The sequence below is a fragment of the Priestia sp. YIM B13552 genome (assembly GCF_042787775.1).
Taxonomy (GTDB): domain Bacteria; phylum Bacillota; class Bacilli; order Bacillales; family Bacillaceae_H; genus Priestia; species Priestia megaterium_E.
This window is the reverse complement of the sequence record NZ_JBHZOU010000003.1, coordinates 581,682-594,133: the sequence shown is the minus strand read 5'-3', so window position 1 is coordinate 594,133 and position 12,452 is coordinate 581,682. Positions and strand designations below refer to the sequence as shown.

Here is a 12,452-nt window from a genome sequence, read left to right as displayed (position 1 = left end):
ATGGAACAACAAAAAGGAAACGGCTGGGCGCTGTTACCGCTGGGCGTCTTTTTAGTCCTGTTTGTCGGATCAGGAATTATAACGGGAGATTTTTATAAGCTTCCTGTATTAGTAGCCATTATTATTGCAGCCATTGTGGCCCTGGCTATGAATCGTAAAGATTCACTTAATGTAAAAGTGGAGCGTTTTGCTAAAGGAGCAGGGCATCCTGATATCATTATTATGGTGCTTATTTTTATTTTAGCAGGTGCTTTTTCTCAAGTTGCTAAAGGCATGGGAGCTGTTGATTCAACGGTAAACTTAGCTCTGTCTGTGCTTCCGCAAAGCTTAGTGGTAGTCGGAATCTTTGTTATTGGCGCATTCATTTCAATTTCGATGGGAACGTCAATGGGAACAATCGCTGCGCTAGGGCCTATCGCTGTAGGAATCAGTGAGCAAGCGCATGTATCCATTACATTAGCAATTGCTGCCGTTGTTGGTGGTGCAATGTTTGGAGATAATTTATCCGTAATCTCTGATACGACCATTGCAGCAGTTCGTACGCAAAAAACAAATATGTCAGATAAATTAAAAGTAAACTTTTTTATTGTCCTTCCTGCAGCGATTGTTACGGTAATTTTATTGCTTGTAATGACGCTAGGCAATACGTCATCAGTAGAAATTAAAGATTTTAGCTGGTTTAAAATCTTGCCTTATGTCGGCGTACTGGTTGCTGCCATATTTGGTGCAAACGTATTAAGTATTTTAACTGGAGGAATTGTGCTAGCCGGCGTGATTGGATTAGCTGACGGAAGCTACACGCTTTCTTCTCTTGCTAAAACTGTGACAGAAGGTATTGGCGGAATGTCAGAGTTAATTATTTTATCTCTGCTAATCGGCGGAATGGTTGAGCTTATTCGCTATAACGGCGGTATTCAGTTCTTATTGAATTTATTAACACGACGCATTCAAACAAAAAAAGGCGGCGAATTCAGCATCGCTGGACTAGTAAGTTTAACTAATTTAGCGACGGCTAATAACACGATTTCAATTATTACAGCAGGTCCGTTAGCAAAAGAAATCTCTGATAAATATTCAATTGATAATCGTAAATCAGCCAGTCTGCTTGACTTGTTTTCATGCAGCGTTCAAGGGCTTATCCCTTACGGCGCACAAATGCTTCTCGCAGCAGGATTTGCTAAAGTTTCACCGATTGAGATTATTCCATTTACATTCTACCCAATGTTAACAGCGGTTTGCGGGGTCATTGCAATTGTAATTGGATTTCCTCGTTTAAATAAAAAGTCAAAGTCATCTAAAGAAGCTGCGTAATATCAAACCCTTAAAAAGAATGTTCTTTTTAAGGGTTTTTTACTGTTTAAAAAAATCAGTCGGCTTTTCATCATCTAACTCCTTCCAAAGCGTCTCGTTCTGTTTAAGTGCATAAGCCGCTCCTCCAATTTCAATCCCGCATAATAAAATGAATAATAAAATACCCATGAAATGACCTCCTTACGTAAATGAATAAAAACACGATGGTAACGGGTTTAGCTTCTTGCTGTTTCACTTTATAATGAGAATAAAGTATGAAACGCGTTTCAGCGCAAGAGAAAAAGGTGAAAACATGACAAATATCCGAGATATCGCAAAAAAAGCTGGTGTATCTGTTTCGACTGTATCCCGGGTGCTAAATCATCATCCGTATGTAAAAGAAGAAAAACGCCGGCTGGTAGAGCAGGTTATTCACGAACTTAATTATGAACAAAACATTAATGCCGTTCACTTATCAAAAGGGAAAACAAATATGATTGCCGTCGTCTTGCCTTTTATTAATCATCCGTATTTTAGTCTGCTTTTAGAAGGAGTGGCATCTCAAGCGTTAGAAAAGCAGTATCAGCTTGTTATTTGTCAAACGAACTATGATGTAAAAAAAGAAGAAGAAGCGCTTCATATGCTGAAAACAAAGCAAGTTGATGGAGTGATTATTTGTTCTAGAGCAAGCAGCTGGAGCACGATTGAATATTATCAGCAGTACGGACCGATAGCCGTGTGCGAAAACGTACAGAATCGTTCTATTCGCTCCGTATACGTTGATCATTATGCAGCTTTTAAACAGGCGCTTATGTATTTAAAAGAAAAAGGATATACGGATATTGGCTACTGTATTGGAAGAATGACGGGTACGAATAGTCAACAGCGGCAACAAGCATACAAAGAATATGTAGAAAGAATAAATCAGCCTTATCATCCGGAATGGGTTTTTCAAGGCTGTTTGAACGTGACAGATGGTGAAAAAGTGGTGGAAAAATTAGTGCAGATGAAAAATCGGCCTCAGGCGCTTTTAGTAACAAACGATCAAGTAGCTATCGGAATAAAAGCTCAGTGCGAACAAGCGGGTATTTCAGTTCCTGGTGAGTTAGCTATCATTGGTTTTGATAATCATCCGCTTTCTTCTTATTTACAAATAACAACGATCGAACTTCCTCTTAAGGAAATGGGAGAAACGCTTTTTACATTAGTGGGAAGCAAGGCTCCTCAGAAAATTGAGCTCCCTTTTCGGTTTATTGAGCGTAAAAGCGTATGAATTTTTGATGGTGCCATGAGGTGTTTTTACCGGATAAAATGAGCAAAAGCGGACATCATACGAGTAAAGAAAGAAGAAAAGGATGATGATCGTGGAGAAAAAAGAATATCAAGTGGGAGATCAAGTATTTGTTATTTACCGAAATCCTCATACGGCAAACGTTGCGAATATTAATCAAGCTGAAATTGTTGAACATCCCGAAAACAAAGGTGAAAAGGCGCTGTTTTTACATGAGTCTTACCATTTGTTAGCTGAAGATGATGCCGTATATTCAACGTATGAAGAAGCTGAAAAAATGTATAATAAGATATTTGATTATGAACAATATGACTGATGCAAGGCTCTCTTAAACGGAGAGTCTTTTTTGTTTGAAAAATAATTACCAAGGATAGAGTCTTTTTATTTTTCAAACGCTATTAGTATTAGAAAAAAGGAAGTGTGCATGATGATAAAACCTTTTGTACCTCAATTAGTATATATTGAGCCAGGAGCAATGGAGTACCCGCTTGGTGTTCAATTAAAAGAGAAATTTGAGAAGATGGGAATTGAGATTCGTCAAACAACTTCCCATAATCAAGTGCGTAATATACCGGGAAAAAATGATTTGCAAAAATACCGCAATGCCAAGTCGACTTTAGTAGTTGGCGTGCGTAAAACATTGAAATTTGATACATCTAAACCGTCAGCTGAATATGCAATACCATTTGCAACAGGGTGTATGGGGCACTGTCACTATTGTTATTTGCAGACAACAATGGGAAGCAAACCATATATTCGCACGTACGTGAATGTTGAAGAAATATTAGGTCAAGCAGAGCAATATATGCAGGAAAGAGCCCCTCAAATAACGCGATTTGAAGCGGCTTGTACATCTGATATCGTAGGAATTGACCATTTAACACATTCATTAAAGCGCGCGATTGAATATTTTGGGGAAAGTGAACTAGGTCAACTGCGCTTTGTGACTAAATTTCATCACGTGGATCATTTATTGGATGCTAAACATAATGGTCGCACGCGCTTCCGCTTTAGTATAAATGCAGATTATGTTATAAAAAACTTTGAACCTGGTACATCTCCTCTTGATTACCGGATTGAAGCTGCTAATAAAGTTGCAAAAGCCGGATATCCACTTGGCTTTATTGTGGCGCCTATTTACATTCATGAAGGTTGGCAAGAGGGATACCGTCAGTTGTTTGAAAAGCTTGACGCCTCTATACCTGAGGAGTCAAGAGATGATATTACGTTTGAAATGATTCAGCATCGCTTTACCAAGCCGGCCAAACGGGTAATCGAGAAAAATTATCCGAAAACAAAGCTTGAGATGAATGAAGAGGAACGCCGCTACAAATGGGGGCGTTACGGAATTGGAAAGTATGTATACGCAAAAGATGAAGAACAAGAATTAAGAGAAACATTAGAGTATTACATTGATCAGTATTTTCCGAATGCAAAAATCGAATATTTTACGTAATTATTCTACAGTAATTGAAAAGTTATTCTGACGCTTTAGTCAAAATAACTTTTCAATTTTTAATGTAAAAAAATAAATTGCTTGCTAATAAGTTGAAAAAAAGAGGTTATTTTTATCTGTTGTCGTATTACATACAAAAGGGAGGTGACTGAGATGTTAAAAAATGAAGAGTTTGCGCTAACAAAAGAATTAACAAACGAACAGCAAGAAGCTGCACGGAATTTTATTCAAGTGTTGTTCCAAGAAGATTTATCTGAATTTTGGAACATATTGTGTGATATCGATAAGTCTCGTATTTACGGCTTGTATGAAGCAAACCATTATTATGATTCTGATGTTGAACTGCATGGGTTTGTAAAAGAAATAAGAGATAATGTAAGAGCTGTTTATGCGCCTCTTCAAGGGCAAGGGGGTATTTCGACGAAAGTTCGATATACAAGCGAAGGAAAGATGTATGTATACATATTAGGCAGTGGCGAAAACCCTAAGGTATATCCTGTTGGATTAATGCCTGAAACATATATCGAACAAGAACGTTTTTCTCAGCGGCTTCAAATTAGCATTTATAACGACGAGTTTCGAAACGTTGTCCTATAAACCATATATATGGAAAAATAAAGAATAATAAAATTAATTTGTTAAAATAGCAATATTTGGGGTATGTAATAGGTATAACATTAAAAAGGGGTGAAAGAAATGCATTATTATCGTATTTCAGAGGGAGACCATGAAGAGTATTGTGAAACGATTCTGCTTCATGAAAAGAAGTTTTGCAAAGAAACATTTCAATCTATGGTGCGAGAAGCAATGAATAATAAGCCCGGTAAAATTGACCGTGTGGATATTGTTAAATATTTAATTGGTCACCATAGCTTTCAAGTAGCCCACATCGAAGCGGGATTTCATAGTACATACAGCGAGAAAGTGACATAAAAAATGCAGCACATCCTATACAACGAACTTTTCTTTTGAAAAGGGCGCTGTATTTTTTTTTGCTTAAAATGGAATGTTTCTAAGAGATATTCCTTTTAATGGTATAATAGTTAAGTGCTGTAAGATATACATATAAAAATCACAAATACTTTAAAGAGAAAGGGTGAGGAAATATGGAAAAAGAAAGAATAGAAGAACTTGAACGAAAAATAAGCAGTTTAGAAGAAGACGTAGCCAGGCTAAAGTCGCTCGTATATAAAACAAATTCTCCAAGACCAAAAACAGTTCACGCTCCTCCCAAGCAGCGTGAGGAGACGACTAAACGTCCTGCTCAAACAGCAGCTAAAAGCTCACAGGCAATAGAAGAACCCGTTGATTGGGAAAAAGTCCTTTTTCAAACATGGCTGCCGAGAATTTTTATTTTTGTATTTATTATTGGCGTGCTATGGGGATTTAAAGCAGCCTCTGACTATGGGTTAATGAATGAAAAAGCAAAAGTTGTTCTCGGTTTCGCTGTTTCAATAGGTTTTGCTGTGACAGGTCATTTCCAAATTAAAAAGGGCAGGTTGGTGCTCGGGCAAGTACTTGTAGGAGGAGCTATTCCTATCCTCATGTTGACGACGTTTGCGATGCATAGCCTGTATCATTTAGCGGGACCAATGCTTGCTTTTATACTAAATGCGAGCTGGATTATCCTAGGGATTATCGCGACAGTCTTTTATCGTTCACAGGCATTAGGTATTATTAGCGCGGTTGGAGGCGTACTAGTTCCTTTTCTTATTGAAAGTAATTCGCCTAATGCGCTCGTTTTCATTGGCTATGAAACGCTTCTGTATATTGCCTTTTTATATGTGGCAATCAAACAAAAATATTCAATTTTATATGTTCTTTCCGCGGTACTATTAAATCTTACGCTACTCATTTATTACTCGTTTGTCGGTGATAATGGTGTAAAAGAGTTATTAGGTATGGCAATTCTTATTCAGCATTTATGCTTAATTTCAAGTTTTTTTCTATCACAATCCGTACTCCAAGTATATGCGTTTACCCTTTTATCGAGTTTAGCAGTTACGTACGGCTGGCTGCTCGCCGTTTTTGACGATGGCACGACCACAATGGTGCTGCTTGCGCTAGTTATTATTTACGCATTAGGTGTTTACGCAGTAAGAAGTTCTAAAGAGAAATTTGAATTTTTTATTACCTATTTAATTGTTGCAGTAGCGTTTTTTATTCATCAGCTCGTCGATTTAAGAGAAGGAGTTATTTTATATGTGATTCAAGGACTTGCTGTTTACTATATCGCCATGACGTATAAAAATCTACTTCATCAACTATTTTCTTATACGATTTATATACTGAGTGCAACGTATATCTTAGTTACACCAATCGAACGAGTGCTGTCTCTTCCGACATTAAATTGGATTGTTGTGTTAGCTTCTATTCCAGTATTTATATGGATCAGCATTCAAAAAACAGAACGGGATGAGCACGATATATTCAAAATTGGAGGAAGTATTGTTTTTTCTATTCTTTCTTTAATTTTTGCTACAGAAGTGACGGTCGCTGGCACCAATCACCTTTCCACTAATCCGCAAACGCTTATTATGACGGCCGTTTGGTTAGGGATGTCCATTGCAGCATTTGTAATAGGATCACTTAAAACGTTTAAAACAGCAACGTATATCGGCGTGGGCATTTTGTTCTTAACACTTTTTAAACTCATTTTATACGATTTACCTTTTATCCCAATGGCTATACGGGCCTTGTTATTTATCGTCTTAGGAGCTATCGGTTTAATTATCTCGCGACTATTTTATAAAAAGAAGTAGCTCGAAGCTGAAGAGAAATTCTTCAGCTTTATTTATTATAATATGATTATGTAAACTTAATCTTGAAGTCGTACAAAAGGTATACAATCATGTATAATGGAACAAGTGAATTGGAGGTATACATAAAATGAAATCACTTGTATTAGCAGAAAAGCCAAGTGTAGCACGTGATCTTGCGCGCGTACTTGGCAGCACACAAACAAAAAAAGGGTATATTGAAGGACCAAAGTATGTCGTAACATGGGCACTCGGTCATTTAGTTGAATTACAAACACCAGAGGATTATGATAACCAATATAAAACATGGCGCTTAGAAGATCTGCCAATCATGCCTGAGAAAATGAAATTAAAAGTAATTCGTAAAGTGAGCTCGCAGTTTCGTACAGTATCCGATCTAGCAAAAAGAAAGGATATTGGTGAGTTAATTATTGCGACTGATGCAGGGCGCGAAGGAGAGCTTGTAGCACGCTGGATTATGGAAAAGGTACGCTGGAACAAGCCGTTTAAACGCCTTTGGATTTCGTCTCAAACGGATAAAGCAATTCGTGACGGATTTAAACAGTTAAAACCAGGAAAAGAGTTTAATCGCTTGTATGATTCAGCCGTTTGCCGTTCAGAAGCCGATTGGCTTATCGGTTTAAACGTAACGAGAGCGTTAACGACTAAATACGAAGAACCATTGTCGGCAGGAAGGGTACAAACACCGACGCTTGCGATGATAATTGAGCGTGAACAAGTAATCAATACATTTAAACCTAGTGAATATTGGACGCTTACAGCTCAGTTTTCATCTTTTGAAGCCGCTTGGCAAAAGGGCAATGAAAAGCGTATTTTTGATGAAAAACGCGCAAAAGAGCTGCACTCAAAATTATCAGGTGAGGCAGTTGTAAAAACAATTAAACGCAAAATGCATAAAGAAGCGCAGCCGCTTCCTTATGACTTAAACGAACTGCAGCGAGATGCTAACAAACGCTTTAACTTCTCTGCTAAGAAGACATTGAATGTACTTCAAAAGTTATATGAACAGCATAAGTTAGTCACGTATCCACGTACAGATTCTCGTTATTTAACAACAGATATGGTTTCTACTATGAAAGAGCGCTTGGAAAGCATCTCTGCTGTATATAAAGAAGAAGTTCGTCCAATTTTAAGAAATGCACAGTTGCCAAAGCGAGTGGTTAATAACGAAAAAGTAAGTGATCACCACGCTATTATCGTAACGGATCAGCCTGTATTTCTCCAGGACTTATCAGCTGATGAACGAAAGCTGTATGACTTAATTGCAAAGCGATTTATTTCATTATTTTATCCTGCATATGAGTATGAAGTGGTTAAAGCAGAGCTTGAAGTAAATGGGGAACAGTTAGTAGCAAGCGGAAAGCAAGTCGTGAATGCAGGCTTCAAAAAAGTTTCTGGTGGAGACTTAGAAGCAACGGTGAAGCTGCCTGATATGGAAGAAGGCAGCAAGCTGTCCATTCAAGATGTAACGATGAAAAGTGCATTTACAGAGCCGCCGCAGCGCTATACAGAAGCGGATCTTCTTGGACAAATGGAAAAACATAATTTAGGTACCCCGGCAACACGTGCAGATATTATTGAAAAACTTCTGCAAAATGAATCCATTGATCGCCAAAACAATCGTCTGCACGCAACCAAAAAAGGGAAGCAGCTGATTGACCTAGTAGCAGATGAGTTAAAGTCGCCTGAGCTTACGGCTAAGTGGGAACGTGACTTAGAAGCAATTGCTAAAGGAAAAGGAAATGCAAAAGAGTTCTTAACAAATATTCGCGAACAAACAGAAAAGCTAGTTAAGCAAGTAAAAACGAGTAATCAAACATACAAACCTCATAATTTAACGGGCTCTAAATGTCCGGAATGCGGTTCTTTCTTGAAAGAAAAGAAAACAAAGCAAGGAAGAGTGCTCGTTTGTTCAAGCCTTGAGTGCAGCTATAGACGCGCAAAAGACCCTAAACTATCGAATCGACGCTGTCCGCAGTGTCACAAGCGAATGGAAATTCACTCAGGAAAAGCGGGTACGTACTTCCAATGCCGTTCATGTCAAGTAGTGGAGAAAGCTGAGGACAAAAAGAAAAAGATTTCAAAACGAGAAGAACGAAAGCTTCTTAACAAATACAATGATGATGGAGCATTTGGTTCAAGCTTGGGTGATGCTTTAAAACAAGCTCTTCAAGATAAAAAAGATAAATAATGTAGAAAAGTGCGATACCACGGTATCGCACTTTTTTCGTATAATATGGATTAAGTGATGAGTAAGTAAGGCGGAGTGGAATATGAGTCCTACTAGGCCATATGTTTATTTCTATTTTTAATTTTTGTATTTGGCTCTATCACAGAGCTTTTTTTCAAAGGCACTCATTTTTTAAATGAAGAATGCCAGACTGAATAGAGTACTATGTGTAACATCCGCAGCTTTTGTGGATATATTTTTTACTTTTCTATCAGTTTATATAGCAGACTCGCTTGTGAGCGGCATCACTGTATCTATTTTAGCGGTGACTCTTTTATCCGTCTTATTTTTTTGATGGAGAGTACATAGGGTAGTGAGTTTCTACGTGAAAAAACAAGCTGATGAAGTTTTTCATCAGCAGCGCATCAGCAAGAAAAGCGCATCATATCAAGCTTCAACGCTATTTAAAGAACCCTGTAACATATTTTTTGAAAAAAGTATGTGATTTTTTTCACATATCTCTTGAAAAAGAACAAACATGTTTGTATAATAAGAATTGTAAAAGATATGTGAAACGTTTCACAATATATGTGAAAAACTTCACAATATTATATTTTCTATAATCCTAAGGGGGATATCATCTATGAAAATTGCAGTAGTAGGGTGTACACATGCAGGAACGGCAGCAGTAAAAAATATGGCAGAACTTTATCCAGAAGCTAAAATTACAGTTTATGAGCGAAATGATAATGTTTCATTTTTGTCTTGTGGAATTGCGCTCTATGTAGGCGGGGTCGTAAAAGATGCAAATGGCTTATTTTACTCTTCACCGTCTGAATTGCAAGAGATGGGTGTAAATATGAAAATGAAACATGAAGTTACGAATATTGATACAGATGGTAAAAGAATAGCTGTACGAAATTTAGAAACCAACGAAGAATTTGAAGATACATTTGATAAATTAGTGATGACAACTGGCTCATGGCCGATTATTCCAAACCTTGAAGGCATCGATTTAAATAATGTTGTGCTTTGTAAAAACTATCAGCATGCTAATCACATTATTGAAAAAGCGAAGCAAGCGAAGAAAATAGCCGTAATTGGTGCGGGCTATATTGGTGCAGAATTAGTAGAAGCATTCGAAGTGTATGGAAAAGAAGTGACGTTTATTGATAGTGCTGATCGTATTTTAAATAAATATCTTGATCCAGAATTTACGAATTTAATGGAAACTGAGTTTGAAAATCGAGGAGTTAAATTAGCATTAAACCAAGCGGTTACTAAATTTGTAGGCAGTGAGGGATCTGTTGAAAAAGTAGTGACAACTGATGGCGAATACGAAGCGGATCTTGTTATTCTGTGTGTTGGCTTCCGTCCAAATACAGACTTAGTAAAAGGACAAGTAGATATGCTTCCAAACGGGGCAATTGTGGTTGATGAATATATGCAAACAAGCAAAAAAGATATATTTGCTGCCGGAGATAGCTGTGCCATTTACTACAATCCGATTAAGAAACATGCGTATATTCCGCTTGCTACCAATGCGGTTAGAATGGGAACATTAGTAGCTCAAAACCTTGTTAAGCCGACAATTAAGTATATGGGAACACAAGGAACGTCAGGCTTGCATATTTATGATTACAATGTTGCATCTACCGGTATAACAGAAACAGCAGCTTCTCTTTTTGATATGAATGTGAAAAGTATCACAATATCAGAGAATAACCGACCTGAATTCATGCCAACGTACGAAAATATTACGTTAAAAGTAGTATATGAAGAAGAAACAAGACGAATTGTAGGTGCACAGGTTATTTCTAAAATTGATGCTACTCAAGCAATCAATACATTGTCTGTATGTGTACAGCAGGAAATGACGATCGATGAGCTTGGCTTTATGGACTTTTTCTTTCAGCCGCATTTTAATAAGCCTTGGCATTTCTTAAACCAAGCAGGACTTCAAGCGCTTCAAGCATAAAAAAGCAGGTGACTACCTGCTTTTTTTATGTGGATTTTATTATCTTTTTTATTTTAGCAGGTCTAAAGCGGAGCCAGCCTATAGTAAGGAGAATAAAAGGATAAAAAGCTCCTACGAAAAAACTATAGGGAATCCACGTTTCGGCTAACCATGTTTTTTGATAGATAATAGTTGGATAAACGATAATAGAAAAAGTTGTAACGATTAACCCCATCGGTAACGTTAGAAATCGAGTTTCGTTCACGTTAAAAATGTGGCAAAGCCCAGCGATAGAAGCATGAAAATAAAGAGAAACTTTAAAGAAAAGAGTAAGAAACCATATAATAGCAATAATTACTTCAATTCCTTGCAAAAAATTCCCCAGTTCAATTCGCTTAGCCATTTCGTATACAGGAAACATGGTAGTTGAAGAATGATAAGAGCCAATAACCATTATACAAAAGAGAATAATCGCTACCATAATAAATCCACCTAACAGACTTCCACTCATTAAAGCTTTAGCACCTTTTTCAGGTTTTCTTAAATGAAGAGGAAATACCATCATTAAAGGAGCAAAAGTAAAATAAGTGATGCTAAGAAAGGTGAAAACCGAATGAGTCAGCGGCTTTAAGTGAATATCTAATAAAGGCGTAAGGTTTTCGACTTTCATTTGAGGAGTCAGTGAGAAAATGAAAATTCCGAGAAGGCCAATAAGCCAAGGGAAAAATATTTCACAGCAGCGTGCGATGGTTTCTAGTCCAAGTCTTGCTCCAAACACAACCACAAGCATAAAAATAATGTGAATAGCAATCAGCGGAGTTTCCATCATAATATGTGTATTTAAAAAACTCCCCACGTAGTATACAATGCGGCTGCATGTTATGACAGTAGACGTGACAAATAAACAAGATACACCTTTTCCTAAATATTTTCCAAACACTGCTTCATTGATTTCTATCAGATTTTTATCTTTAAATAAAAGTCCGAGAGCTATATATACTTTCACTAATACAAATCCGCATACTACTCCAAGGATAGCTGGAATCCAAGCGGTTTGTTTAGAATCTACAGTCATAGCTGCTGGAGCAATAACAATTGTGCTTCCAATTGTATAAAGCATAACGAGCATGCGAAATTGAATCGTTGAAATTTTAACTACAGGTTTCACTGTATTCACTTCCTCGTCTTAACGTCTTAAGATAGTAAATGAAGTAAAAATATGCTGATTGGCTTGAAGATAGCAGCTGATAAATCAGAAGGGTTTGGAACATTTAAACCAAGTGCTTTACAGATGCTTACGACCATTCCGATTGCAAGAACTGTATAGAATAGCCACAGTTCTTTCTTCGCTTTTTTTTGCCGTAGTTTAGGTACTTCAAACCAAATAACGAGCGTGCAAACAATAAGTAACCCCAATACCCCTAGCATACACTAGCTCCTATACATGAATAATCAGTGTTATATTTTCCTGAAAAATAATTACTTATACTGAAGGTGCAGTCTTTATT

General features: G+C 37.2%; 12 protein-coding genes. 9 read left to right on the top strand and 3 right to left on the bottom strand.

Features of this window, described 5'->3' with window-relative positions; translation table 11 throughout:
* Entirely contained in the window at positions 1 to 1,311 is a 1,311-nt protein-coding gene (locus ACFX40_RS15130; RefSeq protein ID WP_098333237.1) for a Na+/H+ antiporter NhaC family protein, read from the top strand.
* Between the two features lie 39 nt (positions 1,312 to 1,350).
* On the opposite strand, the gene ACFX40_RS15125 is transcribed toward ACFX40_RS15130, so the two are convergent.
* Complete coding sequence (locus ACFX40_RS15125; RefSeq protein WP_013083044.1) at positions 1,351 to 1,479, bottom strand: hypothetical protein; 129 nt, start codon at positions 1,477 to 1,479, stop codon at positions 1,351 to 1,353.
* Positions 1,480 to 1,603: 124 nt separating this feature from the next.
* Between ACFX40_RS15125 and ACFX40_RS15120 the strand changes: the two genes are divergently transcribed.
* The 8 genes from ACFX40_RS15120 to ACFX40_RS15085 all read left to right on the top strand — a co-directional run bounded on the left by ACFX40_RS15120 (position 1,604) and on the right by ACFX40_RS15085 (position 10,965).
* On the top strand, positions 1,604 to 2,563 hold the full coding sequence (locus ACFX40_RS15120; protein WP_028408632.1) for a LacI family DNA-binding transcriptional regulator: 960 nt from the start codon (positions 1,604 to 1,606) through the stop codon (positions 2,561 to 2,563).
* A gap of 85 nt (positions 2,564 to 2,648) precedes the next feature.
* Complete coding sequence (locus ACFX40_RS15115) at positions 2,649 to 2,897, top strand: transcriptional regulator SplA domain-containing protein (RefSeq protein WP_016764006.1); 249 nt, start codon at positions 2,649 to 2,651, stop codon at positions 2,895 to 2,897.
* A gap of 111 nt (positions 2,898 to 3,008) precedes the next feature.
* Positions 3,009 to 4,037: a spore photoproduct lyase gene (gene splB, locus ACFX40_RS15110; RefSeq protein WP_025752275.1), complete on the top strand. Its 1,029-nt coding sequence runs from the start codon at positions 3,009 to 3,011 to the stop codon at positions 4,035 to 4,037.
* Between the two features lie 153 nt (positions 4,038 to 4,190).
* Positions 4,191 to 4,634, top strand: coding sequence for a hypothetical protein (locus tag ACFX40_RS15105; RefSeq protein WP_098967342.1), 444 nt, complete (start codon positions 4,191 to 4,193; stop codon positions 4,632 to 4,634).
* 99 nt (positions 4,635 to 4,733) lie between these two features.
* Positions 4,734 to 4,970, top strand: coding sequence for a hypothetical protein (locus ACFX40_RS15100; RefSeq protein ID WP_013056931.1), 237 nt, complete (start codon positions 4,734 to 4,736; stop codon positions 4,968 to 4,970).
* A gap of 173 nt (positions 4,971 to 5,143) precedes the next feature.
* Positions 5,144 to 6,799, top strand: a complete 1,656-nt coding sequence (locus tag ACFX40_RS15095) for a DUF2339 domain-containing protein (RefSeq protein ID WP_060745712.1) — start codon at positions 5,144 to 5,146, stop codon at positions 6,797 to 6,799.
* A gap of 127 nt (positions 6,800 to 6,926) precedes the next feature.
* Positions 6,927 to 9,008, top strand: coding sequence for a DNA topoisomerase III (locus tag ACFX40_RS15090; protein ID WP_060745711.1), 2,082 nt, complete (start codon positions 6,927 to 6,929; stop codon positions 9,006 to 9,008).
* A gap of 622 nt (positions 9,009 to 9,630) precedes the next feature.
* Complete coding sequence (locus tag ACFX40_RS15085) at positions 9,631 to 10,965, top strand: FAD-dependent oxidoreductase (RefSeq protein ID WP_098967345.1); 1,335 nt, start codon at positions 9,631 to 9,633, stop codon at positions 10,963 to 10,965.
* A 25-nt stretch (positions 10,966 to 10,990) separates the two neighbouring features.
* On the opposite strand, the gene ACFX40_RS15080 is transcribed toward ACFX40_RS15085, so the two are convergent.
* Both ACFX40_RS15080 and ACFX40_RS15075 read right to left on the bottom strand, forming a co-directional pair.
* Positions 10,991 to 12,112 carry a GerAB/ArcD/ProY family transporter gene (locus ACFX40_RS15080; RefSeq protein WP_098967347.1) on the bottom strand — a complete coding sequence of 374 codons (1,122 nt, stop codon included), beginning with the start codon at positions 12,110 to 12,112 and terminating at the stop codon, positions 10,991 to 10,993.
* A 26-nt stretch (positions 12,113 to 12,138) separates the two neighbouring features.
* Positions 12,139 to 12,372 carry a hypothetical protein gene (locus ACFX40_RS15075; RefSeq protein ID WP_028408627.1) on the bottom strand — a complete coding sequence of 78 codons (234 nt, stop codon included), beginning with the start codon at positions 12,370 to 12,372 and terminating at the stop codon, positions 12,139 to 12,141.
* Between the last annotated feature and the right edge of the window lie 80 nt (positions 12,373 to 12,452).

Excerpts from the sequence above, each read along its gene's own strand:
- ACFX40_RS15115 (WP_016764006.1), top strand. The coding sequence starts at position 2,649 with ATGATCGTGGAGAAAAAAGAATATCAAGTGGGAGATCAAGTATTTGTT.
- ACFX40_RS15105 (WP_098967342.1), top strand. The coding sequence starts at position 4,191 with ATGTTAAAAAATGAAGAGTTTGCGCTAACAAAAGAATTAACAAACGAA.
- ACFX40_RS15075 (WP_028408627.1), bottom strand. The coding sequence starts at position 12,372 with ATGCTAGGGGTATTGGGGTTACTTATTGTTTGCACGCTCGTTATTTGG.
- splB (WP_025752275.1), top strand. The coding sequence starts at position 3,009 with ATGATAAAACCTTTTGTACCTCAATTAGTATATATTGAGCCAGGAGCA.
- ACFX40_RS15090 (WP_060745711.1), top strand. The coding sequence starts at position 6,927 with ATGAAATCACTTGTATTAGCAGAAAAGCCAAGTGTAGCACGTGATCTT.
- ACFX40_RS15100 (WP_013056931.1), top strand. The coding sequence starts at position 4,734 with ATGCATTATTATCGTATTTCAGAGGGAGACCATGAAGAGTATTGTGAA.
- ACFX40_RS15125 (WP_013083044.1), bottom strand. The coding sequence starts at position 1,479 with ATGGGTATTTTATTATTCATTTTATTATGCGGGATTGAAATTGGAGGA.
- ACFX40_RS15085 (WP_098967345.1), top strand. The coding sequence starts at position 9,631 with ATGAAAATTGCAGTAGTAGGGTGTACACATGCAGGAACGGCAGCAGTA.
- ACFX40_RS15120 (WP_028408632.1), top strand. The coding sequence starts at position 1,604 with ATGACAAATATCCGAGATATCGCAAAAAAAGCTGGTGTATCTGTTTCG.
- ACFX40_RS15095 (WP_060745712.1), top strand. The coding sequence starts at position 5,144 with ATGGAAAAAGAAAGAATAGAAGAACTTGAACGAAAAATAAGCAGTTTA.
- ACFX40_RS15130 (WP_098333237.1), top strand. The coding sequence starts at position 1 with ATGGAACAACAAAAAGGAAACGGCTGGGCGCTGTTACCGCTGGGCGTC.